This window comes from Gibbsiella quercinecans, from assembly GCF_002291425.1.
Lineage (GTDB): Bacteria > Pseudomonadota > Gammaproteobacteria > Enterobacterales > Enterobacteriaceae > Gibbsiella > Gibbsiella quercinecans.
In genome coordinates this window covers 535,979-560,140 of the sequence record NZ_CP014136.1, presented here as the reverse complement: position 1 = coordinate 560,140, position 24,162 = coordinate 535,979, and the positions used below count along the sequence as shown (strand labels likewise).

The 24,162-nt window shown below is 59.9% G+C and carries 20 protein-coding genes and 1 pseudogene; 12 read left to right on the top strand and 9 right to left on the bottom strand.

The window, feature by feature from the left end:
- Positions 1 to 87: 87 nt before the first annotated feature.
- From exaC to ACN28Q_RS02585, 8 genes are all read left to right on the top strand, one after another.
- A complete protein-coding gene (gene exaC / locus ACN28Q_RS02620) occupies positions 88 to 1,608 on the top strand; it encodes an acetaldehyde dehydrogenase ExaC (RefSeq protein WP_095844908.1) in 1,521 nt (506 codons plus the stop codon).
- Between the two features lie 38 nt (positions 1,609 to 1,646).
- The gene (gene adhP / locus ACN28Q_RS02615) at positions 1,647 to 2,672 is read left to right on the top strand and encodes an alcohol dehydrogenase AdhP (protein ID WP_095844907.1); all 1,026 of its coding nucleotides are present in this window, start codon (positions 1,647 to 1,649) and stop codon (positions 2,670 to 2,672) included.
- Between the two features lie 89 nt (positions 2,673 to 2,761).
- Complete coding sequence (locus ACN28Q_RS02610; protein WP_095844906.1) at positions 2,762 to 3,472, top strand: extensin-like domain-containing protein; 711 nt, start codon at positions 2,762 to 2,764, stop codon at positions 3,470 to 3,472.
- Between the two features lie 1,251 nt (positions 3,473 to 4,723).
- Entirely contained in the window at positions 4,724 to 5,842 is a 1,119-nt protein-coding gene (locus ACN28Q_RS02605) for a branched-chain amino acid ABC transporter substrate-binding protein (RefSeq protein WP_095844905.1), read from the top strand.
- Positions 5,843 to 5,949: 107 nt separating this feature from the next.
- On the top strand, positions 5,950 to 6,864 hold the full coding sequence (locus tag ACN28Q_RS02600; RefSeq protein ID WP_095844904.1) for an ABC transporter permease subunit: 915 nt from the start codon (positions 5,950 to 5,952) through the stop codon (positions 6,862 to 6,864).
- Between the two features lie 10 nt (positions 6,865 to 6,874).
- The gene (gene livM, locus ACN28Q_RS02595; RefSeq protein ID WP_095844903.1) at positions 6,875 to 8,164 is read left to right on the top strand and encodes a high-affinity branched-chain amino acid ABC transporter permease LivM; all 1,290 of its coding nucleotides are present in this window, start codon (positions 6,875 to 6,877) and stop codon (positions 8,162 to 8,164) included.
- The gene (locus ACN28Q_RS02590; protein WP_095844902.1) at positions 8,157 to 9,032 is read left to right on the top strand and encodes an ABC transporter ATP-binding protein; all 876 of its coding nucleotides are present in this window, start codon (positions 8,157 to 8,159) and stop codon (positions 9,030 to 9,032) included. Before livM ends, ACN28Q_RS02590 begins: the two co-directional genes overlap by 8 nt.
- Positions 9,029 to 9,745 carry an ABC transporter ATP-binding protein gene (locus ACN28Q_RS02585; RefSeq protein WP_095844901.1) on the top strand — a complete coding sequence of 239 codons (717 nt, stop codon included), beginning with the start codon at positions 9,029 to 9,031 and terminating at the stop codon, positions 9,743 to 9,745. Before ACN28Q_RS02590 ends, ACN28Q_RS02585 begins: the two co-directional genes overlap by 4 nt.
- A gap of 81 nt (positions 9,746 to 9,826) precedes the next feature.
- On the opposite strand, the gene ACN28Q_RS02580 is transcribed toward ACN28Q_RS02585, so the two are convergent.
- A complete protein-coding gene (locus tag ACN28Q_RS02580) occupies positions 9,827 to 10,663 on the bottom strand; it encodes an urea carboxylase-associated family protein (RefSeq protein WP_095844900.1) in 837 nt (278 codons plus the stop codon).
- 1 nt (position 10,664) lies between these two features.
- On the bottom strand, positions 10,665 to 11,357 hold the full coding sequence (locus ACN28Q_RS02575) for a GntR family transcriptional regulator (RefSeq protein WP_095844899.1): 693 nt from the start codon (positions 11,355 to 11,357) through the stop codon (positions 10,665 to 10,667).
- Positions 11,358 to 11,723: 366 nt separating this feature from the next.
- Here ACN28Q_RS02575 and ACN28Q_RS02570 point away from each other — a divergent pair, with 366 nt between their 5' ends.
- Positions 11,724 to 12,746, top strand: coding sequence for an LLM class flavin-dependent oxidoreductase (locus ACN28Q_RS02570; RefSeq protein WP_095848880.1), 1,023 nt, complete (start codon positions 11,724 to 11,726; stop codon positions 12,744 to 12,746).
- Between the two features lie 50 nt (positions 12,747 to 12,796).
- Here ACN28Q_RS02570 and ACN28Q_RS02565 read toward each other — a convergent pair whose 3' ends face one another.
- From ACN28Q_RS02565 to ACN28Q_RS02535, 7 genes and pseudogenes are all read right to left on the bottom strand, one after another.
- The gene (locus ACN28Q_RS02565) at positions 12,797 to 13,726 is read right to left on the bottom strand and encodes an ABC transporter substrate-binding protein (protein WP_095844898.1); all 930 of its coding nucleotides are present in this window, start codon (positions 13,724 to 13,726) and stop codon (positions 12,797 to 12,799) included.
- Between the two features lie 13 nt (positions 13,727 to 13,739).
- Entirely contained in the window at positions 13,740 to 14,531 is a 792-nt protein-coding gene (locus ACN28Q_RS02560; protein WP_095844897.1) for an amino acid ABC transporter ATP-binding protein, read from the bottom strand.
- Positions 14,515 to 15,447 (bottom strand): amino acid ABC transporter permease, encoded by a 933-nt coding sequence (locus tag ACN28Q_RS02555; RefSeq protein WP_095844896.1) that lies wholly within the window; start codon positions 15,445 to 15,447, stop codon positions 14,515 to 14,517. Before ACN28Q_RS02555 ends, ACN28Q_RS02560 begins: the two co-directional genes overlap by 17 nt.
- Positions 15,447 to 15,968, bottom strand: a complete 522-nt coding sequence (locus ACN28Q_RS02550) for a GNAT family N-acetyltransferase (protein ID WP_095844895.1) — start codon at positions 15,966 to 15,968, stop codon at positions 15,447 to 15,449. Before ACN28Q_RS02550 ends, ACN28Q_RS02555 begins: the two co-directional genes overlap by 1 nt.
- Before the next feature lie 10 nt (positions 15,969 to 15,978).
- Positions 15,979 to 18,271: pseudogene (locus ACN28Q_RS02545) on the bottom strand (NtaA/DmoA family FMN-dependent monooxygenase).
- A gap of 71 nt (positions 18,272 to 18,342) precedes the next feature.
- Positions 18,343 to 19,488, bottom strand: a complete 1,146-nt coding sequence (locus ACN28Q_RS02540) for an amidohydrolase (protein WP_095848879.1) — start codon at positions 19,486 to 19,488, stop codon at positions 18,343 to 18,345.
- Positions 19,489 to 19,496: 8 nt separating this feature from the next.
- Entirely contained in the window at positions 19,497 to 20,528 is a 1,032-nt protein-coding gene (locus tag ACN28Q_RS02535; protein ID WP_095844892.1) for an MsnO8 family LLM class oxidoreductase, read from the bottom strand.
- Positions 20,529 to 20,969: 441 nt separating this feature from the next.
- Here ACN28Q_RS02535 and ACN28Q_RS02530 point away from each other — a divergent pair, with 441 nt between their 5' ends.
- Genes ACN28Q_RS02530 through ACN28Q_RS02520 form a run of 3 tightly spaced genes read left to right on the top strand, consistent with a single transcriptional unit; the run spans position 20,970 to position 24,156 of the window.
- Entirely contained in the window at positions 20,970 to 21,581 is a 612-nt protein-coding gene (locus tag ACN28Q_RS02530; RefSeq protein WP_095844891.1) for a methylthioribulose 1-phosphate dehydratase, read from the top strand.
- Between the two features lie 50 nt (positions 21,582 to 21,631).
- Entirely contained in the window at positions 21,632 to 23,125 is a 1,494-nt protein-coding gene (locus tag ACN28Q_RS02525; protein ID WP_095844890.1) for an FGGY-family carbohydrate kinase, read from the top strand.
- A gap of 2 nt (positions 23,126 to 23,127) precedes the next feature.
- Positions 23,128 to 24,156, top strand: a complete 1,029-nt coding sequence (locus tag ACN28Q_RS02520) for a 2-hydroxyacid dehydrogenase (RefSeq protein ID WP_095844889.1) — start codon at positions 23,128 to 23,130, stop codon at positions 24,154 to 24,156.
- Positions 24,157 to 24,162 lie beyond the last annotated feature (6 nt).

Genomic DNA, 24,162 nt, shown 5'->3' with positions numbered 1-24,162 from the left:
GTTGGCATAAGAGATGCTTATACCTCACGGTGCCGGCGCATTGCGCGTGTGGCCACTGTAGCGTCACTTTCTGATGAGGAGCTTCCCATGAAATATATTCATCCTGGACAGCCCGGTGCGCGTATCGCTTTTAAAACGCGTTATGGGAATTACATTGGCGGTAAATTTGTTGAACCTGTTTCCGGAAACTACTTCACCAATACCACACCGGTAACGGGTGAAGATGTGGCGCAGTTCCCGCGCTCCGACGCGCAAGATATTGAGCTGGCGTTGGATGCCGCCCATGCCACCGCAGACGCATGGGGGAAAACCAGTGTGCAGGAGCGCAGCAATGTGCTGCTGGCGATTGCCGATCGCATTGAGAAGCATCTGGAAACGTTGGCGTTGGCGGAAACCTGGGATAATGGCAAACCGATACGTGAAACCCTGAATGCCGACATCCCGCTGGCCGCCGACCATTTCCGCTACTTTGCCGGTTGCCTGCGCGCGCAGGAAGGCAGCGTGGCGGAAATTGACCAGCACACGGTGGCCTATCACATCTACGAACCGCTCGGCGTGGTGGGGCAGATTATCCCCTGGAACTTCCCGCTGTTAATGGCGGCCTGGAAGCTGGCGCCGGCGCTGGCCGGGGGCAATTGCGTAGTGCTCAAACCGGCCGAACAAACGCCGCTTAGCATCTGTGTGCTCATGGAGTTGATTGGCGATCTGCTGCCGGCTGGGGTAGTGAACGTGGTGCATGGCTACGGCATTGAAGTGGGTGAACCCCTGGCGCGCAGCAAGCGCATTGAGAAAATCGCCTTCACCGGCTCAACCCCGGTGGGGCGGCGCATTCTGTCTTGCGCGGCAGAAAACATTATCCCCAGCACCGTAGAACTGGGCGGCAAGTCGCCCAATATTTTCTTTGAAGATATCTTCCGCGGCGAGCCGGAGTTTCTTGATAAGGCGGTGGAAGGGGTTATTTTGGGCTTCTTCAACCAGGGCGAAGTGTGCACCTGCCCGTCGCGCGTGCTGGTGCAGGAATCGATTTACCCGCAGTTTGTGGAGAAGGTGCTCGCCCGCATCGCCACCATTCACAAAGGCGATCCGTTTGATACCGCCACCATGGTTGGCGCGCAGGCATCGAAAGAGCAGTTCGACAAAATCCTTTCTTATATCGAGATCGCCAAAAACGAGGGCGGCGAGATCCTGACCGGCGGCTCGCAGGTGCGGCACGACGCCGCGCTGCGCAACGGTTTCTACATCCACCCGACGTTGATCAAAGGGCACAACGGCATGCGTTGTTTCCAGGAGGAAATTTTCGGCCCAGTGATCGGCATCACCACGTTTAAAGATGAGGCGGAAGCCATTGCGTTGGCCAACGACACCGAATACGGCCTGGGTGCCGGCGTATGGACGCTGGATGCCAACCGGGTGTGGCGCATGGGGCGGGCCATCAAGGCCGGCCGCGTCTGGACCAACTGCTACCACATCTACCCGGCACACGCCGCTTTCGGTGGTTATAAAAACTCCGGCATCGGCCGGGAAACCCACAAGGTTGCCTTGTCGCACTACCAGCAGGTGAAAAATCTGTTGGTGAGCTATGACACCAAGCCGCTCGGTCTGTTCTAGAAAACGCCCTGTTATCCCTACAAAATACGAGGTTTACTATGAAAAAGATGAAAGCCGCTGTGGTTAACGCCTTTGGCAAACCGTTGGTGATTGACGACGTACCGGTGCCGGAAATCACCCCAGGCAAGATCCTGATCAAAATCGAGGCCACCGGCGTCTGCCACACTGATCTGCACGCGGTGGACGGCGACTGGCCGATCAAACCCAACCCGCCCTTTATTCCCGGCCACGAAGGCGTGGGCCATATCGTGGCGGTCGGCAAAGGCGTGAAACACCTGAAAGAGGGCGATCGGGTTGGCGTTCCGTGGCTCTATTCCGCCTGCGGGCATTGCGAACACTGTTTGGGCGGTTGGGAAACCCTGTGCCACACCCAGCAAAACGCCGGTTACTCGGTCAACGGCAGCTTTGCGGAATATTGCCTGGCGGACGCCAACTATGTGGGGATCCTGCCCAAAGGCGTCGACTTTATCGGCATTGCGCCGATCCTGTGCGCCGGCGTGACGGTGTACAAAGGGTTGAAAATGACTAACACCAAAGCCGGTGACTGGGTGGTGATTTCCGGCATTGGCGGCCTGGGGCACTTGGCGATCCAGTATGCCCGCGCCATGGGGTTGAACGTGGCGGCGGTGGATATCGACAACGACAAGCTGGAGTTTGCGAAAAGGCTGGGGGCAACGGTGGTCGCCAATGCCAAAGAGGTTGATCCCGGCACCTGGTTCCACGAGCAGTTCGGCGGGGCGCATGGCGTGCTGGTAACCGCCGTTTCGCCGAAGGCGTTCGCCCAGGCGACGACCGTGATGCGCCGCGGCGGTACCATGGTGCTCAACGGGTTGCCGCCGGGCCGGTTCGATCTTTCGATCTTTGATATGGTGCTGGACGGCATCACGGTGCGCGGTTCGATTGTCGGCACGCGTAAGGATCTGCAGGAAGCGCTGGACTTCGCCGGCCATAAAAAAGTGGCCGCGGAGGTGACGGCCGAGCCGTTAGAAAACATCAACGATATCTTCACTCGCATGCGCGAAGGCCATATTACCGGCCGCGTGGTGGTTGATATGTCGCTGTAACCCCGCCGGGCCGCCGCTTGCCGGCGGCCTTGTCCGCATGCTCTATACTGGTTCCTTATCACTAATCTATCGTAAGGAACCGCGCTAACGTGAAGCTCCTGCTGGGATGGGTACTGATTATTGCGGCGCTGGCGCTCTTGTTGCCCTGGGGCCTGCGTTATCTGCCGGCGGCCTATAACCCTTTTGCTCCGCTGTCGGTGAGCGATCCGCCCACGCTGATTACCCGCTACAAGCTCAAACGCCTGGTTGACGATCCGGCCGCCTGTATGGCGGTGCTGGAGCGCGCCCGCGCCGCCGGTTTCGTCACTTTCAGCACCGCCACCCCGGTGACGGGCAACTGTCCGCTGCCGGCGCCGGTGCGCATCCAGCGATTTGCCGGCGTGGCTTTAAGCAGCAGTTTTCTCAGCAGCTGCGCGATGGCGGTCAGCAGTACGATGTTTGTGATGGAGGCGAAAACCCTCACCGCGCAAAGCCCGTTGAATTCGCCGTTGGTGCAGATTGACCATCTGGGCAGCTATGCGTGCCGCAACGTTTACCACCGGGCTCAGGGGCGGCTAAGCGAACACGCCACGGCGGAAGCCTGGGATCTGGCAGCCTTCCGCTTGCAAAACGGCGAGCGGCTTAGCGTGCTGGATAACTGGCAGCGGCCGGCGGAGAAGGCGGCGCTGCTCCGGCAGTTGAATCTGGCGGGATGTGATTACTTTGGCAATGCGTTGGGGCCGGACTATAACGCGGCGCACGCCAACCATTTTCATTTCGGCATGCGGGGTTTTGGGCTGTGCTCCGTACCAGGTCGGTGAGATTTCATGTAGTTCGGTGAGGTTTCAGTCGCCACGATACCGTTGTTTTTTTGCAGCGCCGCAGCCCGCTACCGCCTGCGCCTTTGGTTAATCGTTTTTCGTCCCACCGAGCGGGCTTTTTTGTGGGTGTTACACGTCACGGCAGGAATCACGAGTTAGTTAGGTGAACCTCTCTTTTTCCGTCTCCCATTCGCGTGGCTCAATGCAGGCTTTACCTTCGTTACGAGGTAGGCTATCCACTCACCACATAAATCGTCTTTGAAATTGAATAAATTAGCCCATGTCAAAACCGGTGGTTAGGTTGCCCGGTGGCGATAGATTGGGGTGTTGACGTTTAGCGCGCATCTTGGGCTGCCGAGCAAGGCACCGTTGCCAGGGGCAATCGGCCACGGACGGCCGACCCGCCCGGCGACGGGGACGGGGACGCGGCGAGGGTACCCGCGCAGCGGGCAGGCCATGTTAAGTGCAGGCCGGGGTGTCGGGGCCGGGCCTTCGGCCCTGACAATTGCCGTGTGCAATGGCCGCAAAGAAACACAGTACGATTAAGGCAATTCCACTTACGCTGGTGACGGCAGAATACTGTTTTAGCAACGTTCTTTGCCCTGACCGCGAGGGTTTCGGTCGCTATAACCCGGTCGTTTTTTGTCGCATTGTAGCCCGCGCCCGAGTTAGGGGCCGTGGGCGCGTCCCCTAACGACCCGCGCCTGCGCCATATCAGGCGGCCGCTGCGCGGCTGCCCTCTCTGTGTCACTTCGCATCACGGCCGGCTACGACAGGCGTCCCTGCCTGTCTCACCTGAAACCGCCGTCCTGGCGGTTTCGCCTATGCTGCGTTCCGCCGTTCGGCGCCTTCAATGGCTTCCACACCCGTGCTCCACTCACCACATGAATCGTCTTTGAGATTAATGAATTAACCCACATCAAAGCCGATACCACCACCGTATGCCCCGACGTTGCACCCGGATGGTGCAAACCAATCGCCGCTGGCCTATGCGCCACGGCGACCGGCTTTATTGAATGCTCAAATCCCCCCGTTATGCCTGCTTTGCTCACCAGTGCTTCACCTTTTCCGCCCTGATGGCGCAAGAAAAGTAAAAAAAACGGCGGTATTTCAATACTGGCGGGATTTTTGCTAGTGAATTGTGGGGGGCGTCTCATTAAGCCCTCGCGTAATTTATTTTTTCTATCTACACATAAACGTGACTACTCCACGCCGCTGGCGTCCGCTAAAACAGTGCTGAGGAAAAGAATAATGTCAGTGAAATTGATGAAAAGTCCGCTCGCTGCTCTGCTTATCGGTTGTTTTAGTTCTGCTTTCTATGCTCATGCCGATATTGTTATTGGCGTTGCCGGGCCATTCTCCGGCCCGAATGCCACCTATGGGGATCAATATTGGCGCGGGGCCTCGCAGGCCGCCGCGGATATTAACGCCGCTGGGGGCATCAAAGGGGAAAAGATCAAGCTGGTGCAGGGGGATGACGCCTGTGAACCGAAGCAGGCGGTGGCCGTTGCCAACCGGCTGGTGGATCAGGAGCACGTTGCCGCTGTAGTTGGGCATTTTTGCTCATCGTCAACCATGCCGGCCTCGGAAGTGTATGACGAAGCCGGTATTCTGGCGATCACTCCCGGCTCCACCAACCCGCAAATTACCGAGCGCGGCATGACCAACATGTTCCGCATGTGCGGCCGCGACGATCAGCAGGGTGGGATTGCCGCCGACTATATGATCGACAAACTAAAGGCGAAAAACATCGTCATCATCCACGATAAAGATACCTATGGCCAGGGGTTGGCGGATGCGGCCAGGGCGGCGCTTGCCAAACGCGGCGTGAAAGAAGTGATGTATGAGGGGCTGTCGCGCGGTGAAAAGGATTTCAACGCGCTGGTCACCAAAATCGCTTCGGTGAAGCCGGACGTGGTCTACTTTGGCGGCTGTCACCCAGAGGCCGGCCCGCTGGTGCGCCAAATGCGTGAACAGGGCGTGCAGGCGAAGTTCTTCTCCGGCGACTGTGTGGTGACGGAAGAGCTGGTTACCGCCGCTGGCGGGCCGCAGTACACCAACGGTGTATTGATGACCTTCGGCAGCGATCCACGCCAGATCCCGGACGGCAAAGCGGTGATCGCCAAGTTCCGCGCTGCGGGCTTTGAGCCGGAAGGCTACACCCTCTATTCCTATGCGTCTATTCAGGCCATCGCCGCTGCCTTCAGCGCTACCGGCGGCAAAGACAGCGCCAAGGCCAGCGAATGGTTGAAATCACACGATGTGGATACGGTGATGGGCAAAAAAGCCTGGGACAGCAAAGGCGATCTGAAAGTGTCCGACTACGTGGTTTATCAGTGGGATGACCAAGGGAAATACCACCAGCTGTGATCCCCGGCTGGCGCAGCAACGGGCCCATGTGACGTGGGCCTGTACCCCAACCCCTTTTGGCCGCCTGTTGTTAAGCTTGCGGCCTGCCACAGGCGAGACTGCTTATTATGGATGTTTTCTTTCTGCAACAGTTGGTTAACGGCCTGACCCTGGGCGCGGTATACGGTTTGATCGCCATTGGTTACACCATGGTGTATGGCATTATCGGCATGATCAACTTCGCCCATGGCGAGGTGTATATGATCTCCGCCTACCTGTGCGCCATTGGCCTGGCGCTGCTTTCGTTCTTCGGCCTGCAATCTTTCCCGCTGCTGATCCTCGGCACGCTGGCCTTTACCATCGTGGTGACCGCCGTTTACGGCTGGGTGATTGAGCGTATCGCCTATAAGCCGCTGCGCAACTCTACCCGCCTGGCGCCGCTGATTTCCGCCATCGGCATGTCGCTGATCTTGCAAAACTACGCGCAAATCAGCCAAGGGCCGCGCCAGCAGGGCATCCCGACGCTGCTCGACGGCGTGTTCCGCATCAACTTTGACGGCGGCATCATCCAGATCACCTATACCAAAGTGTTTATTCTGGTTGCTTCGCTGCTGGGCATGGCGATCCTCACCTATATCATCCAGCACACCCGGTTAGGGCGCGTGTGCCGCGCCACCCAGCAGGACCGCAAAATGGCGTCCATCTTGGGGATTAATACCGATCGGGTTATCTCGACGGTGTTTGTGATCGGGGCCGCGATGGCCGGGCTGGCCGGGGTGCTGGTCACCATGAACTACGGGACCTTCGATTTCTACGTCGGCTTTATCATCGGCATCAAGGCGTTCACCGCGGCGGTGCTGGGCGGGATCGGCTCGCTGCCGGGCGCCATGCTCGGCGGGCTGTTGCTGGGCGTGGCCGAAGCGCAGTTTGCCGGCATGGTGAACTCCGATTACAAAGACGTTTTCTCGTTCGCACTGTTGGTGGTGATCCTGATTTTCCGCCCTCAGGGCCTGTTGGGCCGGCCAATGATCGCCAAAGTGTGAAGGAGCCGTTATGTCACAAACCCAAGTACACCCAGGGCTGGATATCAAACGCAGCCTGATGGATGCCGTGTTGGCGGGGCTGATTGCGCTGATCGTGTTCGGCCCTATCGTTGGCATTGTGCTCAATGGCTACAGCTTTAATTTTGAACCGCAGCGGCTGGTAGGGATTATCGCCATCGTGATGGCCGGGCGCCTGCTGCTGAGCCTGTTTTTGCAAACCCGTCCGGGGCGCAGGCTACAGGCCCGCTTTGAAGGCGGCAACGACGGCGTCTACGTGCGGCCGCTCGGTGCCAAAAGCAACCTGCGCTGGATTATCCCGCTGTTTGCCGTGCTGGCGCTGCTGCTGCCGTTCGTTGCCAGCAAATATTTGCTGACGGTGGCGATCCTCGGGCTGATCTACGTGCTGCTCGGGCTGGGCCTGAATATTGTGGTGGGGCTGGCCGGGCTGCTCGATCTGGGCTACGTGGCGTTTTACGCCATCGGCGCCTATGGGCTGGCGCTGGGGTATCAGTACCTGGGGCTGGGATTTTGGGCGATGCTGCCGCTGGGGGCGCTGATGGCGGCGCTGGCCGGCGCCTTGCTCGGCTTCCCGGTGCTGCGTATGCACGGCGACTATCTGGCGATCGTCACCCTCGGCTTTGGCGAGATCATCCGCCTGGTGCTCAATAACTGGGTATCGCTGACCGGCGGGCCGAACGGCGTTTCCGTGCCGTCGCCGACCTTTTTCGGGCTGGAGTTTACCCGCCGCGCCCGCGACGGCGGGGTGCCTTTCCATGAGTTTTTCGGCCTGAGCTACAACCCCAACATGAAGTTTATCTTTATTTACGCGGTGCTGTGCCTGGTGGTGCTACTGGTGCTGTTCATTAAACACCGGCTCACACGCATGCCGATTGGGCGGGCCTGGGAAGCGCTGCGCGAAGATGAGCTCGCCTGCCGCTCCCTGGGGCTGAACCATGTGCTGGTCAAGCTTTCGGCATTTATGATTGGTGCCTCTACCGCCGGGATTGCCGGGGTGTTCTTCGCCAGCTATCAGGGGTTTGTTAACCCCACCTCCTTTACCTTTTTTGAATCGGCGCTGATCCTGGCGATTGTGGTGCTGGGCGGCATGGGATCTACCCTGGGCGTGGTGCTGGCGGCGTTCGTGCTGACGGTGGCACCAGAACTGCTGCGCAGCTTCGCCGAATACCGCGTGCTGCTGTTCGGCGTGCTGATGGTGTTGATGATGATCTGGCGGCCACGCGGGTTGGTGCGTATTGGCCGCAGCAGCTTTGCGCCGCGGCAGGGGGTGCGCCATGAGTGATGCGATTTTGCGTGTGGAGCACCTGATGATGCATTTCGGCGGCATCAAAGCGCTAAACGACGTTAATCTGGAGGTGGCGCGCGGTTCCATCACCGCCCTGATTGGCCCCAACGGCGCCGGGAAAACCACAGTGTTCAACTGCCTGACCGGGTTTTATCGCGCCAGCGGCGGCCGCATTTTGCTCAATACGCAGCACCGGCCCACGGATGTGATCCGCGTGCTGGGGCAACGTTTCCGCGCCGATGACTGGATTAAACCCGCCCAGCTTGGCGCGCGCCTCTACTATAAAATGTTCGGTGGCACCCACCTGGTCAACCGCGCCGGGCTGGCGCGCACCTTCCAAAATATCCGCCTGTTCCGTGAAATGTCGGTGGTGGAAAACCTGCTGGTGGCGCAGCACATGTTGAGTAACCGCAACTTGCTCGCCGGGGTGTTTAATACGCCGGCCTACCGCAAAGCGGAAAACGAAGCGTTGGATCGCGCGTTCTACTGGCTGGAGGTCGTGGAACTGGTGGACTGTGCCAACCGGCTGGCGGGTGAGATGTCTTATGGCCAGCAGCGCCGGCTGGAGATTGCCCGCGCCATGTGCACCGTGCCGGAGATGATCTGCCTTGATGAACCGGCGGCGGGGCTGAACCCGGTAGAGACGGCGACCCTGAGCCGGATTATTCGCTTCCTGCGGCAGCAGCACGGCATTACCGTGTTGCTGATTGAGCATGATATGGGCATGGTGATGGAAATTTCAGACCATGTGATCGTGCTCGATCACGGTGACGTGATCGCCCGCGGTACGCCGAAGGAGATCCAAAATAACGACAGCGTGATCGCCGCTTATCTGGGCGCCGATGAGGAGGAACTGGCGGGATGAGTGATGTGATGCTGGAATTTCGCGATGTGGATGTGCACTACGGCCCGATACAGGCGTTGCAACAGGTGTCGCTGCAGGTTCATCAGGGGGAGACGGTGGCGCTGATCGGCGCCAACGGCGCGGGTAAATCGACGCTGCTGATGTCTATCTTCGGCCAGCCGCGCATCAGCGGCGGCCAGATCCTGTTTCAGGGGCAGGATATCAGCCGGCGTTCAACGCACTTTATCGCCAGCAACGGTATCGCCCAGGTGCCGGAGGGGCGGCGTATTTTCCCGGATATGAGCGTGGAGGAAAACCTGCTGATTGGCGCCATTACCCTAGGCAATCACTATATTGATGAGGACATACAGCGTATGTTCGCGCTGTTCCCGCGCCTGAAGGAGCGGCGCAACCAACGGGCGATGACCATGTCCGGCGGCGAGCAGCAGATGCTGGCGATTGCTCGTGCGCTGATGAGCCGGCCAAAACTGCTGCTGCTGGATGAACCCAGTCTGGGTTTAGCGCCGCTGATCGTCAAACAGATCTTCAGCATCCTGCGCGAGCTGGCGCAGGAAGGGATGACGATTTTCTTGGTAGAGCAAAACGCCAACCACGCGCTGAAGCTCTCCGATCGCGGCTATGTGATGGTCAATGGCCAGATTCGCCTAAGTGGCCAGGGCGCGGAACTGCTGAGCAATCAGGAAGTGCGCAAGGCCTACCTGGGCGGGGCATAAGCTTGGGCGCATTTGGGGGAGCATGCGTATACCCGCCAGCCAGGCAGGTGCGGCGTTAGGCCGCACCTGGTCGCGCCGGGGTTACCCATTGCTCTTTTGCAGGCGCAGGCCGTGGTTGCCCTGGTAGTCCGGGCGAGCGGGGGGCTGCCAGCCGGTGAGCAATGCCGTGTCCGGCCGATAGATTTCGATCCCCAGCGGGCGGCAGACGGACAGCGTATCCTGCGCGTCATCCCCCCACATCGGCAGCGATAAGTCACCGCCCGGGCAGGTGGAAATGGCGCACAGCAGATCGATTTCGGCAAAAAACTCCAGGTAATCGCCCTTGCGTGCCGGGCAGGCCTTCATAAAGTATTTGTCTTCATCGTTCAGGCCGGTGCACTGGAACACGTTCATCACATCGTGCACGTCAAACTCGGTGAGCCCGTAGGGCTGCACGGCCCGCGTCAGGTTGGAGTGGCAGTGGAAGTCAAAGTCTTCGCCGGTCAACAGTTTATTCACATAGGGATCGCAGCGGGTGCCTAGCAGATCGTGCACCCGCCCGCCGTGTTCATCAATGCCATAGTCCGCCAGCGTATCGGCGGTAATAGTGGCGATCGGGCGCATAAACGGCAGGTTCGACCACAGGCGATCAAAGGTGGACAAATGGGCGCGCTGCAGCTGGCGGGTGCGCGCCACCCACATCCTCTCGCGTGGGTTATGGCGGTTCCAGATATTCAAATCGCCCACCTGCGGGCCTTCCGGCGTGGTGATGCGGAACAGATGCCCGGCCGGCACTTCCCAGGCGAAGCCGGTGCGAATAGGCACCCGATGTTGCGCGGTCAATACCCGTTTGCCATCGGCCAGCGCCTGATAAAAATCGCGGTCGACATCCAGGGCGGAGCCTTTGGTGCTTTGGTATGCGGCAGGATAAGAAGACATATTAAACTCCATTCATTCGCGTGTTGAACGCACGCATAATTTGTTGTTCGGACTGTTCGAGATAGGCGGTCAGCGCCTGGCAGGCTTCTTCTTTGCGTTGTTCGCACAATAGCGCCCACAGCGCCCGATCGCGTTCCAGCCAGGGGCGTTGGAAGCTCGGTTCGTGTTCGCCGGTGGCGAACAGCAGGCGCAGTTGCGCCAGCAGCACGCTGAAAAAATCGTTAAAGCGGGAGCAGCCCAGCATATGGACAATGCGCTGATGAAACCGCAGGCTGTGCGTGCCGAAGGTGCGCCAGTCATTTGCATCGGCGGCGGCAGCGGATTGATCGAGGTGCGTTTTCATTTTTTGCAGGTGAAACGCGCTGATGGTGTCGGCGGCCTGTATTGCCAGCACTTCCAGGTGGCGGCGGGCCTTATAAATATCCCGCACGTCGCGTTGCGTGAACTGGCAAACGAACACCCCGCGATGGTGGTGATAGTTGACCAGCCCTTCGCCATGCAAAAAACGCAGCGCTTCACGCAGGGTGTTGCGCGACGTGTCGCACAGCGTGGTTAGTTCGTTCTCCGCCAGCGCCTGGCCTGCCCGCAGGTTGCCGTTGATGATATTTTCCCGCAGCAGTATCGCAATGCGTTGGAAGGCGGGAACATTCTCCAGCGAGGCGTCTTCCGGTATTTCAATTTTTAAACTGAGCATGCCTTTGGCCCCATATCCTGAATGAAACGGTGAATCCTCTATTTTTGTTCAACAATGTTTAAGCACTATTTGTGCCAATAGTTAATTGGCTGGGAAATAACGCATTGGTTGACGTTCAGGTCAAGCAGAAGACCCAAAATGATGCGGGGAAACACGAAAGCGTGCATTGCTTGCACTATCGCGGTTCGATTTGGCTGCCCGCAGAGTGAAAAAATCGCTCGATTGGCATCCTTATGTTTTTAGAAACAGACTATGATGAGGGTTTGATAAAATCGGCAGGGCGAAGCGGCGTGATGCCTGTTGTTCAACGGGGCGGCGCTTTTGGGCTTGTACGCCATGCTGAACCAACATAAGGACTATTACGCCATGAAAAAGATTGGATTTTTGTCGTTTGGTCACTGGACGCCCTCGTCGCAATCGGGCACCCGTTCAGCGGCGGATGCCTTGCTGCAATCCATCGATCTTGCCGTCGCGGCAGAGGATTTGGGGGCCGACGGCGCCTATTTCCGCGTGCACCACTTTGCCCGCCAGCTTAGTTCTCCTTTTGCGTTATTGGCCGCCGTTGGCGCGAAGACCCAGCGTATAGAGATTGGCACTGGCGTTATCGATATGCGCTATGAAAACCCAATGTATATGGCTGAAGACGCCGGCGTGGCCGATCTGATCTCGGGGGGGCGTTTGCAGCTTGGTATCAGCCGCGGCTCGCCGGAGCAGGTGGTCGACGGCTGGCGCTATTTCGGCTATCAACCTGCCGAAGGCGAGACGGATGCCGACATGGCGCGGCGCCACACCGAAGTGCTGCTTGATGTGCTGCGTGGCGAAGGCTTCGCCAAGCCCAACCCGCAGCCGATGTTCCCCAATCCGCCCGGGCTGCTGCGCGTTGAACCGTTTTCCGCCGGCCTGCGCGATCGCATCTGGTGGGGCGCCGGCTCGAACGCGACGGCGGTGTGGGCCGCCAAGCTCGGCATGAACCTGCAAAGCTCCACGCTGAAAGACGACGAAACCGGCGAGCCTTTCCATATTCAGCAGGCGAAGCAAATCCGCGCCTATCGCGCGGCGTGGAAAGAAGCGGGGCACGCCCACGAACCGCGGGTGTCGGTCAGCCGCAGTATTTTTGCGCTGGTGGACGAGCGGGATCGCGCCTATTTCGGCAATAGTGGCCGTGAAGGCGATACCATCGGTTTTCTCGACGAGAAAACCCGCGCGGTGTTCGGCCGTAGCTACGCCGCTGAACCGGATGCATTGATCAAACAGTTGGCGCAGGACGAAGCGATCGCAGAAGCCGATACGCTGCTGTTAACCGTGCCTAACCAACTGGGCGTGGACTATAACGCGCACGTGATTGAAGCGATCCTGACCCACGTTGCGCCAGGGCTGGGTTGGCGCTGAGTTGCCCCCGGCAGAAGCGGGGGGCTAGTACGGGCGATGCGCAATGCAGCCTAATAGCTGATCCCCGGCGGGTTTAACTGGGAAGCGCTTATCGCTTCCCCGCCTTCCCCCCAGCGTGCCAGCACCTGCTGGTACTGGCCACCGGCGATAACGCCGTTAATCGCGGCCTGCAGCGCCGGCGCCAGGCCGTTGCCCTTTTTGGTGGTGGTGGCTACCCAGGCGCGGTAAGGGCTGGTGCCCACCAGGCGGGTTTTGCCGGTTAACGCAGATTTATAGGCCAGCGCGGAGTGCGGCCCAAACTGCACGTCGGCCCGGCCCGCCTGCAGATACAGGCTGGCGGAGGCATCGTCCGTCAGGTAAATCGGGGTGACCGGCGCACGGCCGGCGGCGCGGTTTTCGGCATCCCACTTCAACAGAATCCTTTCCTGGTTGGTTCCCGATCCCACAATCACCCGCAGGCCGGCGATATCTTTCGGTTCGCTAATGCGTTGAATCGGGCTGTTTACGCTGACTAAAAAGCCCAATGGATCGACCCGGTAGCTGGCGAAATCGAACTTCTCCTTGCGCGGTTCGGTCACCGCGATATTAAACAGGGCGACGTCATACTTGCCGGCGGTGATGCCAAGCGGCCAGTCCTCCCAGGATGCCGGGATCAGGTTCAGGCGCAGCCCAAGGCTGTCGGCCAGGAGCCGGGCAATATCCGGATCGCTGCCAATCCGCGTTTTATTGTCGCTGGCCAGCAGGGACAGCGGCGGCGAGCTTAACGTCTGGATCGCCACCGTCAGGCTGCCGGGCTGGATAAACCGATAATCCTTCGGCAGCAGGGCGATCGCCTGTGGGTTGGCCGGGGCGTGGATCGGGGTTTCGTTCGCCAGCAGATCGAGGGTGTTTTTGCCGCTGGCCGGCGCGGCGATGGCAACCAGGCCGAGGGCAAGAACCGGGGCGGCGCCCCGGATGATCAGTGAGTCATAGCCTGACATGAGCACTCCTTGCTTAAAGTACGCTGGCGAGAAAGTTCCGGGTTCGCGGGTGCTGCGGGTGGTTTAACACCTGATCGGTGCTGCCCTGTTCCACAATGCGCCCGTCCACCATGAACACCACATTGTCTGCCACTTCGCGGGCAAAGCCGATTTCATGCGTGACCACCACCAGCGTGGTGCCGGATTGCGCCAGCTTCTTGATCACCGCCAGCACTTCCCCCACCAGCTCCGGATCCAGCGCCGAAGTCGGCTCGTCGAACAACATCACTCGCGGCTCCAGCGCCAGCGCTCTGGCAATGGCGATGCGCTGCTGCTGGCCGCCGGAAAGGTGGCGGGACCAGGCGTTGGCCTTGTCCCGCAGGCCCACCACGTCCAGCAGGCGTTCAGCGCGGGCGATGGCGTTTTTACGGTTCAGCTTGCCGTGCACGATCGGCGCCTCAATGATGTTCTCCATCACCGTCAGGTGCGGGAACAGGTTAAAGTTCTGGAACACGTACCCCACGTTGATCCGCTGGCGCAGAATGTCTTTCTCTTTAAGCTCATAGAGCTTATCGCCCTTGCGGCGGTAGCCGATGTACTCGCCGTCAATCTGGATAAACCCTTCATCCACCCGCTCCAGGTGGTTAATGGTGCGCAGCAGGGTCGATTTGCCCGAGCCGGACGGGCCGATAATCACGGTAACCGAGCCGGGTGCCAGCTCCAGGCTGACGTCATCCAGCGCTTTGTGGCGGCCAAAGTATTTGCTTACGTGGGTAATTGCGATATGGCCTTGCGTGGTTGCGGCGGCATTAAGGGAGTGGGGCATGGGCGGCCTCCTGTGGGTGTTGGCGCGTGCGCGCAGGCCAGCGGAACGTCTCGGGCAGCAGGCTGGCCACCGAACGGCGTTCACTGCGTGCCAGCCAGCGCTCCACCACGTGCTGAATGACGGACAGCACGCTGGTGATCACCAGATACCAGACGGCGCCGACCATCAGCAACGGGATCACCTCCTGCGTGCGGTTGTAGATCATCTGAATGGTGTAAAACAGCTCCGGCATCGCCAGCACGTATACCATCGCCGTGCCTTTGGCCAGACTGATGATTTCGTTGAAGCCGGCGGGCAAAATGGTGCGCAGCGCCTGGGGCAGGATAATGCGCAAGGTACGCCGCCAGGTCGGCAGCCCCAGCGCGGCGGCCGCTTCGTACTGGCCGTGATCCACCCCCTGGAAACCGCCGCGGATAATCTCTGCGGTATAGGCGCTTTGCACCAGGGTCAGCCCTACCACCGCGGTGGTGTATTGCCCCAGCACGTTAATGGTCTGGAAGTGGCCCCAGCTCAGGGCGGTGAATGGGATCCCCAACGACAACGAGTCGTACAGGTAGGAAAAGTTATAAAGAATAATCAGCACCACAATGAGCGGCAGCGAGCGAAACAGCCAGATATAGCTCCAGGCCAGGCCGCGCAGCAGCCAGGATGGGGACAGCCTGGCCAGCGCCAGCAGCCCGCCCAGCACAATGCTAAGCAGGGTGCTAACCAGCGTGAGGGACAGCGTTTGCGCCAGCCCTTCCAGGATCACCGGATCAAAGAACCAGCGGGCGAACACCGCCCATTCCCAGCGTGGGTTCAGCGCCATGGACTGAATCACGCCGGCCAACAGGAACAGCGCCACCGCCGCGCCCAACAGCCGCAGCGGGTAACGCGCGGGCACAACCTGTACCCGGTGGGTTGATGGCGTCGTCATTACGCCTCCTTCACGGTTGCGGCGGGCACGGCCACGCCGATAGGTTTGATAAAACGCAGCCGGCCGTCAAAGGGCGGTTGGCTGTACTCTTCAGGATTGCGGTGAATATCGAACTGCGGCTGATAGCCCAGGCTCAGGTAAAGCCGCACCGCTTCCGGCTGGCGAAAGCCGGTGGTGAGAAATAGTTGCCGGTAACCGGCGCTCAAGGCCCGCCGCTCAAGCTCGTTGACGACCCGGTCCGCCAGCCCCTGGCGGCGCAGATCGCGCCGTGTCCAGATGCGTTTTAGCTCCGCGGTCTGCGCTGCGTAGGGTTTATAGGCGCCGGTGGCGATAATTTCCCCGTCCTGTTCCAGCAGCAGAAATAGCCCGTGCGGCGGCAAATACCATTCGGTCAGTTCCTGCTCCTGATCGCGGGAAAAGTAATCCCCGTAGCGCGCGGCATATTCATCAAACAGGCCGCTTAATATCGGTTGCAACTCTGGCGCTTCTGGCGATACAACCCGAAAAGTGATTCCAGACATGCTGCGCTCCTTAATCACCCAAACCGGCGGGGTTAATCTCAGACGCGGGGATACGCTCCACGCTCTCGCCCCAACGGCTCAGCACTTTGTCGTAGTCGCCGTTGGCGATCGCGCCGTTGAGCGCCAGTTGCACCGCATTCACCAGGCCGCCGTCTTTTTTCAGCGTTACGGCAATGTGCGCCGCCTTCGGCCAGCCGCCGTTGACGCTGCCGACTAGACGCGTGGTGCCGGTCAGCGCTGATTTCCAGGCGCCGATCACATTCGGCCCGAAGTAGGCGTCCGCGCGGCCGGATTGCAGCGCCAGCGTTTGCGCGGCATCGTCTTTGGTGTAGATCGGGGTAAAGGGTTTCAGCCCCTTGGCCTTATTGGCCTGATCCCAGGCCAGCAGTATCGCTTCCTGATTGGTGCCGGAGCCGACGATGATCCTCAGGCCGGAAATGTCTTCCGGCTTGGCGATGGCTTTGAGCGGGCTGCTGGTTTTGACGTAAAAACCCAGTGAGTCCTGGCGGTAGGTGGCAAAATCGAATTTCGCTTTGCGATCTTTGGTGACGGTGATGTTGCTGATGGCCGCATCGTATTTGCCGGAGGTGACGCCCAGCGGCCAGTCTTCCCATGAGGTGGGCACCACCTTGAGCTGCAGGCCCAGGCTGTCGGCCACCAGGCGGGCGATATCCACTTCGCTGCCGAGCAGGGTTTTGTTGTCATCGGAAAACACCGTCAACGGCGGCGAGTTCAGGGCCGCTATCGCCACGGTAAAGGTGTTGGGGTGCGCGAAGCGGTATCCGGTTGGAATAGCGGCGATGGCCTGGGGGTTCTTCACCGTATTGATGGGGGCTTTATTGGCTTCCAGGCTGACGGCATGCCCGTTGATACTGACGGATTCAGCATTGGCCAGCGCCGAATGGGCGAACACCATTAGCGCGGCGGCGGCCAGGAGTGGCGTTTTCATCTGCATAGCGTTTTCTCGTTATCAGCGATTATTGTTTATTGTTGTTGGCGGTGAACTGATTGGCTGGATCCGGCAAGCCGAGGCTGGCGCGCAGGGTTTCGCCGGGGTATTCACGGCGGAACAGGCCACGGGCCTGCAGCAGCGGCACCACCTGATCGACAAAGCGGGGGAAGGTGTCCGGTGTCCCGCCGTTGATGATGAAACCGTCCGTCGCATGCTGTTCAAACCAGTGTTGCAGGCCGTCGGCCACCTGCTGCGGGGTGCCGTGGAACAGCGGGCGCGGCGTGGTGGCTTCCAACGCCACCTGGCGCAGGGTCAGGCCGCGTTCGCGCGCGTTGCGCTTGATTTCATCGGTGGTGCTGCGGAAGCTGTTTTGCCCCAGATCGCCGATGTCCGGGAAGGGGGCGTCAAGCGGATACTGGCTGAAATCGTGGTGTTCGAAATAGCGGCCCAGGTAGTTCAGCGCGTTTTCTATCGACACCAACGCGGCGGTGGCCTGGTACTGCCGTTCGACATCCGCGGCGTCGCTGCCGACAATCACGCTCACCCCCTGAAATACCTGCAGGTGCTCCGGCCGGCGCCCGTAGGCTTCGAGCCGGGATTTCACGTCCTGGTAAAAGGCCTGCGCGTCTTCGAGCGTGTGCTGGTGGGTGAAGATGGCGTCGGCGTGGCGTGCGGCGAGTTGCTTACCGTCGTGCGAGGCGCCGGCCTGGAAGATAATCGGGCGGCCTTGCGGCGTGCGTTCGATATTGAGCGGGCCTTCCACCTGGAAAAAGTCGCCGTGATGATGAAGGGTATGCAGCTTTGCCGGATCGAAGAAGCGCCCGCTGGCCCGATCGCGCACAAACGCGCCGGCTTCCCAGGAATCCCATAATCCCTTCACCACCTGCAGATATTCATCCGCAATGCGGTAGCGAAGGGCGTGCTCGGGGTGCGCAGCGCGGGAAAAGTTTTTGGCGGAGCCTTCCAACGGCGACGTCACGACATTCCACCCTGCGCGCCCGCCGCTTAGGTGATCCAGGCTGGCAAACTGGCGCGCCACGTTAAAGGGCTCGCTGTAAGAGGTGGACAGGGTGCCGACCAGGCCTATATGACGGGTCACGGCGGCCAGTGTGGATAATAACGTGATAGGTTCAAAGCGATTTAAAAAATGCGGGATGGATTTTTCATTGATATATAACCCGTCCGCCACGAACAGGAAATCAAATTTTCCCTGTTCGGCTTTTTGCGCCACGCTTTTCACAAAATCAAAGTTAATACTGGCATCGGCCTTGGCCGCCGGGTGGCGCCAGGCGGACATATTTCCCGCAGCGCCTTGCACTATTGTCCCTAAACGTAATTCTCTTGTCGCCATAATGCATTTCCTGAAAAAAAGATAAAGCAGCCCTGGGTAGCGTAAATGCCACCCTGATATTCAACGGTTATTTAGGCCAGGGCAGACTGGTTTTCTTCCGCTGCGATATTGATCAATGCATTTTCGGCCAGCCGGGCGAAATAATGCGCCGCCGGCCCAATCAACGCTTCATCCGGGTTAAAACGCGGATGGTGTAAACCATATTGGCTTTCACTGCCGATACTGACGAACGCGCCGGGAATGTGTTGCAAGTAGATGGCGAAATCTTCGCCGCCCATATGCAGCTCGGCCGTGCGGGTCTGGTAGCCGGATTGCGCCGCCTCACGGCTGGCGAACTCGCTCCAGCGGGCGGTGTTGACCAACACCGGTGGGCCGGCAAACCACTGCACCTCTATCCCGGCATCAAAGCTGGCCGCCAGGCCTGCGGCGATCTGGCGCACGCGTTTTTCCACCGCCAGGCGGACTTGTGGATTGTGGGTCCGCACCGTGCCTTCCAGTTCGGCGCTTTCCGGCAGCACGTTCCAGGTATTGCCGCCCTGAATGCGCGTAACGCTGACCACCACCGATTCCAGGGTATCGATGCTGCGGCTGGCAACGCTTTGCAGCAGGTTGACCAATTGGCTGGCAATCAGAATGGCGTCTTTGCCTTCGTGCGGACGGGCCGCATGCGCCCCTTTACCGGTGATGCGGATAGCGAAACGATCAACGTTTGCGTAAAACGCCCCGGCGCGAGTGGCGAAGGTGCCGATGGGCAACCCCGGCTCGTTATGCATACCGAAGATTGCCTTCACCCCCTCCAGCGCGCCGGCCTTCACCAGCCGCGCGGCGCCGCCAAACTGCTCTTCGGCCGGTTGGAACAGAATCCGCACCCGCCCGGGCAGTTGCGCTTCGCGCTGCTTGAGCAGCAGGGCGGCACCCAGCATCACGCTGGTATGGATATCGTGCCCGCAGGCGTGCATGATTCCGGCGTTGTGGGAACTGAAGGCAACGCCGCTGGCTTCGTCGATCGGCAGGGCGTCGATATCGGCGCGTAGCGCCACCTGCGTCTCGCCCTGGCCCACTTCGGCGATCACGCCGGTAGGCAGATCAAACGGCAGCAGGCGCACCCCTTGTTGTTGCAGCCAGCCGCGGATGCGCTGCGTGGTGGCGAATTCCTGGTTCGACAACTCGGGATGCTGGTGCAGCTCCCTGCGCCATTCAATCAGCTGTTTTTCCATTGCGTAGCTCACGAAGCCTCCTCGGTTAACAGGTCGGTGCCGGCGGTTGGCCGTGCATATTCGGCCAGAAGCTGCAGGGATGTGAGCCGCGCCTGGCCGTCTTCGATTGGGGTGTCGATAATAAATTCATCAATGCCGAACGCCTGATGCAGGGCGGCCAGTTCGGCATGCACCTGCGCCGCGGTGCCTTTCAGCAACGACGGTTCACGTGGTTCGATGCGCCGTACCGGGCTTTCCGCCTGGCGCGCGAAGGTATCGGCCTGCTCCTGGGTTAATACCGTGACGTGCTGGCCATTTTCCAACTCTACCCGCCACAGCGGCTCAGGCCGGGTGAGGGCCTGCGCCTGCTGGCTGCTGGCGGCGACGATCGCCTGCACGGCGACAATAAACTGCCCCGTGCTATTCAGCGTTCGCCACAGCGCGCGAATGCGTTGCAGCGCGCTGCGATCGCCGTTAAGTTGCGCGGCGAACACGAAGTGCCAGCCAAGGCGGGCTGCTAATCGGGCGCTCTCTTCGCTGGCGCCCAGCAGGAAGCGCTGCGCAGGGATGCGCGGCAGCGGCGTGGCCAACAGCGTATCGTTATCCTCCGTAGCCGGTGAGGCGGCGCTCAGCCAGGTATCCAGTTCTGCCAACTGTTCGGCGAAGTTGCCGCGCAGCGCCGGATCAACCCCGCGCTGTAACGCCCGGCTTGCCAGCGGCAAACCGCCTGGCGCTTTGCCGACGCCTAAATCGACGCGCCCCGGCGCCAGGTTGGCTAATAAATTGAAGCTTTCCGCCACCTTATAAGCGCTGTAATGCTGGAGCATCACGCCGCCTGAACCGATGCGGATATGGGTGGTATGGGCCAGCAGCCAGGGGATCAGCACTTCGGGCGCCGGGCTGGCGAGCCGCGGGCTGTTGTGGTGTTCCGCCAGCCAGAAACGGTGGTAACCCCAGCTTTCCGCCTGGCGGGCAAGGGCCAGCGTCCGTTGCAATGCCCGTTCGGCATGTTCGCCTTCCGCCAGTGGGCTTTTATCAAGAATACTCAGTCGGTAGGACATCCCTAATTTCTCTGCATCATGTAACGTGAAATTATTATTAGAATTATCTCTACCTAAGGAGAAATATTAAATTCTCATATCCAAAGTTAAAATTTTGAGGGAATTTATGCATGCTTAATAAGGATATTAAGCTATACCCTGCCTACGTCACGTTGCGGGAGAAAACGCAAAAGCGTTTTGTTCCGCGGCGAAATTATCCTGGAAAAGTCGTTTTTATTTTCTGCCGGTTTCCAGCAGTTCGAATTATTTTTACTATTTATCAATATGCTAAAACGGAATATGAAATTCTTTTTTCATATAAATGAGTAATATTGCCCAAAGCGATCCGCGATGATAGCATCGAAAAATCAGCCATTTATACTCTAAATATTTCATACCGCGGGCGGCGAGCCTATCGGCTGCCGGCGGCTATCGGTCGCACGTTTTAAGTGAGGAAATTGTATGTGGCAAGAACAACTGGCGCAGTTGGTGACCGCCTGTCATTGGATTGGCGCCAAGGGCTGGGCGCCGGCAACCGGCGGGAATATGTCGCTTCGCCAGGACAGCGAGTGGTGCTGGCTCAGTGAGTCTGGCCGGGATAAGGGCAGCCTGACCCCGGCAGATTTCCTGCAGGTTGAGATTGCCAGCAATCAGGCGCCGTCGGGGCGCAAACCTTCTGCCGAGACCGGGTTGCATACCCTGATTTACCGCCTTTTCCCGCAGGCCAATGTGGTGCTACACGTGCATACGGTGAATGCCACCGTGCTGTCGCGCATTGAGAAGCGCGCGCAACTGGTGCTGCAGGGCTATGAGATGCAAAAAACGCTCAGCGGCCAGCATAGCCACCTGGCCAGCGTGCCGATTGCTATTTTTGATAACGATCAGGATATTGCCGCGCTGGCGAGCCGCATCGAAAGCTATGCGCAGGCGAACCAACTGCAATACGGCTTCCTGCTGCGCGGCCACGGTCTGACCTGCTGGGGAGAAGACGTCAACGTTGCCAAACGCCACCTGGAAGGCCTGGAATTCCTCTTCGAATGCGAGATGCAGCGCCGCCTCTACGAGCGTGATTAACCGCGCGCCGGCGCCAGAGTTTCTGGCCTGACAACAGAGAGTCTTCGTGTATGGATTTGTTTCTGGGCATTGATATCGGCACGTCGCGCGTCAAGGCCGTGCTGTTTAACCGCGATTTTCATGCTATCGCCAGCGCGGCGGAGAACACCAGCCCGAACCTGGCGCCCGATGGGGCGGCGGAACAGGATATGGAGCAACTGTGGCAATCGGTGTTGCGCACCTTAAGCCGCGTGGCGCAGGCGCCGGAACTGCAACAGGGGCGGATCAGGGCCATCGGCCTGGCGGGGCAGGGGGAAGGGGTTTGGCTCAGCGATGAGGCGGGCAACCCGGTCGGCCCCGGCATCTTGTGGAGCGATACCCGCAGCCATGCGCTGATGACGGAACTGCTTGCTCGGCCAGGGCTTGATCAGCTCCTGTTCGCCGAAACCGGTACCCATCTGCAACCGTGCAATACCAGCCTGCAACTCTGTTGGCTCCGGCGCTTTCAACCGGAAAGGCTGGCGGCGGCGCGTTACCTGTTCTGTGCCAAGGACTGGGTTCGCTTTCGTTTAACCGGCATCGCCGCGCTGGACATTACCGATGCCAGCGCTTCGTTGCTCAATCAGGCCACCGGCGCGCTTTCGTCGCTGATGCTGGAAGAACTGGGGCTGGAAAGCCTGCGGCCATTATTCCCGCCGCTGTTGCCGCCGGATGCCCAGGCCGGCACTTTGCGCCCCGAGGTGGCCGCGCTGTGCGGCCTGGCGGCCGGCACGCCGATTGCTGCCGGCGCGCTGGATGTGTGTAGCGCCGCGCTGGGATGCGGCGCGATTAACGACGGTGATATCTACACCATTCTCGGCACCACCTGCTGTACCGGCATCGTCTGTCATGGCCGGGAAACCGTCAGCAGCGGCACCCGTTTCGTGACGCACACTGAAGCCGGCAGCTTTATCAACCTGTTCCCCATGCAGGCCGGCACCCCGAATATCGACTGGCTGCAACAGCAGATCTCGCTGGCGCCGGATCTGGTGGCGCTGGAGCACGAGGTCGCCGCTGTGGCGCCCGGCTGCGGCGGCGTTTTCTGGCAGCCGTATTTAAACGGTGAACGGGCGCCGTTTTTCAGCCCCACCGCCCGGGCGGGATATTTTGGCGTGAGCCAGCATACTACCCGCGCGCAGCTTCAACGCGCGGTCTTCGAAGGGCTGGCCTATGCGATCGTCGATTCGCTGCAAGGCTACCCCAATGACGGCAGCCTGTATCTAACGGGCGGCGGTGCGGCCTCGGCCACTTGGTTGCAGATCATCGCCGATTGTACCGGTAGAACCGTGGTGGCCAGCCATTTTAACGAACTCAGCGCCCGCGGGGCGGCGATTCTGGCCGCCCGCAGCGTTGGGGCGCTCAGCCACTACCCGGATATTGAACAGACACGCTACCTGCCCAACCAGCAGGCGCATGCCACCTATCGCGCCCTGTTCCCGGTCTATCGCCTGTTGCGCGAACGGTTGCAGCCGGTGTGGCAGGCAAGGCACGACGCATTACAAAGCCTCCATTCTCAGGAAAACTAACCATGAAAATCGTTTTTACCGCTGAATATGCCGGCGATTTGCAGCCGTTCCATGCCCTGGGGGAACTGGTGGTGGCCGGGTGGGCGATCGGCAAACCTAAACTCCAGCCCGAACAGATGGTCGCGCTGGCGCACGATGCCGAGGTATTGGTCACCAGCTACGACGATATCACCGCGGAGGTGATCGCCGCCTGCCCCCACCTGCAGGTGATCGCCTGTACCCGGGCGAACCCGGTGAATATTGATATTCAGGCGGCGCGTGCGCGCAAGATCACCGTGCTGTATACGCCGGGGCGCAATGCCGACGCCGCAGCGGAGTTAACGCTCGGGCTGATGCTCAGCCTGATGCGCCATATTCCCCAGGCCCACGCGGCGTTAAAGCGCGGCGCTTTCACACGCCAGGCACAAAGCGAAGCCCAAACCCAGGCGGGGCTGCGGCGCGATGTGGTGTGGGACGTTAGCCCGGAGAGCCCGTATGAAGTGTTTAAAGGCGGCGAGCTGCGTAATAAAACGCTGGGGCTGGTTGGCTATGGCAACATTGGCCGCCGGGTGGCGCGTATCGCGCGGGCCTTCGGCATGAATATTCTGGTGGTCGATCCGTTCGTCGCCGCAGAGGATATTGATGAGCCGGGGCTGCATAAAACCACGCTGGCGGCACTGTTTGCCCAGGCGGATATCGTCAGCCTGCACCTGAGTAGCGGGCCGCACAGCGATGGCCTGGTCAACGCCCAACTGCTGAGCACAATGAAACCCGGCGCGTTACTGATTAATACCTCGCGCGCCGCGGTGGTCGTGGAAGCGGATCTGATTGCGGCATTACGCCACGGGCCGTTGGGCGGCGCGGCGCTGGACGTTTATCATCAGGAACCGTTGTGGCGTGAGCACCCGTTCATCAATGAGCTGGATAACGTCATCATTACCCCGCATATTGCCGGCGCAACGCGTGAAAGCATCCAAAAACACACCGCCATGATCGCCGCGGATTTGCAGCGCTATGTGGCCGGTGAGCCGCTGTTGTACGCCTGGCGCTAAGACTTG

Excerpts from the sequence above, each read along its gene's own strand:
- exaC (WP_095844908.1), top strand. The coding sequence starts at position 88 with ATGAAATATATTCATCCTGGACAGCCCGGTGCGCGTATCGCTTTTAAA.
- adhP (WP_095844907.1), top strand. The coding sequence starts at position 1,647 with ATGAAAAAGATGAAAGCCGCTGTGGTTAACGCCTTTGGCAAACCGTTG.
- ACN28Q_RS02605 (WP_095844905.1), top strand. The coding sequence starts at position 4,724 with ATGTCAGTGAAATTGATGAAAAGTCCGCTCGCTGCTCTGCTTATCGGT.
- ACN28Q_RS02600 (WP_095844904.1), top strand. The coding sequence starts at position 5,950 with ATGGATGTTTTCTTTCTGCAACAGTTGGTTAACGGCCTGACCCTGGGC.
- livM (WP_095844903.1), top strand. The coding sequence starts at position 6,875 with ATGTCACAAACCCAAGTACACCCAGGGCTGGATATCAAACGCAGCCTG.
- ACN28Q_RS02590 (WP_095844902.1), top strand. The coding sequence starts at position 8,157 with ATGAGTGATGCGATTTTGCGTGTGGAGCACCTGATGATGCATTTCGGC.
- ACN28Q_RS02585 (WP_095844901.1), top strand. The coding sequence starts at position 9,029 with ATGAGTGATGTGATGCTGGAATTTCGCGATGTGGATGTGCACTACGGC.
- ACN28Q_RS02580 (WP_095844900.1), bottom strand. The coding sequence starts at position 10,663 with ATGTCTTCTTATCCTGCCGCATACCAAAGCACCAAAGGCTCCGCCCTG.
- ACN28Q_RS02575 (WP_095844899.1), bottom strand. The coding sequence starts at position 11,357 with ATGCTCAGTTTAAAAATTGAAATACCGGAAGACGCCTCGCTGGAGAAT.
- ACN28Q_RS02570 (WP_095848880.1), top strand. The coding sequence starts at position 11,724 with ATGAAAAAGATTGGATTTTTGTCGTTTGGTCACTGGACGCCCTCGTCG.
- ACN28Q_RS02565 (WP_095844898.1), bottom strand. The coding sequence starts at position 13,726 with ATGTCAGGCTATGACTCACTGATCATCCGGGGCGCCGCCCCGGTTCTT.
- ACN28Q_RS02560 (WP_095844897.1), bottom strand. The coding sequence starts at position 14,531 with ATGCCCCACTCCCTTAATGCCGCCGCAACCACGCAAGGCCATATCGCA.
- ACN28Q_RS02555 (WP_095844896.1), bottom strand. The coding sequence starts at position 15,447 with ATGACGACGCCATCAACCCACCGGGTACAGGTTGTGCCCGCGCGTTAC.
- ACN28Q_RS02550 (WP_095844895.1), bottom strand. The coding sequence starts at position 15,968 with ATGTCTGGAATCACTTTTCGGGTTGTATCGCCAGAAGCGCCAGAGTTG.
- ACN28Q_RS02540 (WP_095848879.1), bottom strand. The coding sequence starts at position 19,488 with ATGGAAAAACAGCTGATTGAATGGCGCAGGGAGCTGCACCAGCATCCC.
- ACN28Q_RS02535 (WP_095844892.1), bottom strand. The coding sequence starts at position 20,528 with ATGTCCTACCGACTGAGTATTCTTGATAAAAGCCCACTGGCGGAAGGC.
- ACN28Q_RS02530 (WP_095844891.1), top strand. The coding sequence starts at position 20,970 with ATGTGGCAAGAACAACTGGCGCAGTTGGTGACCGCCTGTCATTGGATT.
- ACN28Q_RS02525 (WP_095844890.1), top strand. The coding sequence starts at position 21,632 with ATGGATTTGTTTCTGGGCATTGATATCGGCACGTCGCGCGTCAAGGCC.
- ACN28Q_RS02520 (WP_095844889.1), top strand. The coding sequence starts at position 23,128 with ATGAAAATCGTTTTTACCGCTGAATATGCCGGCGATTTGCAGCCGTTC.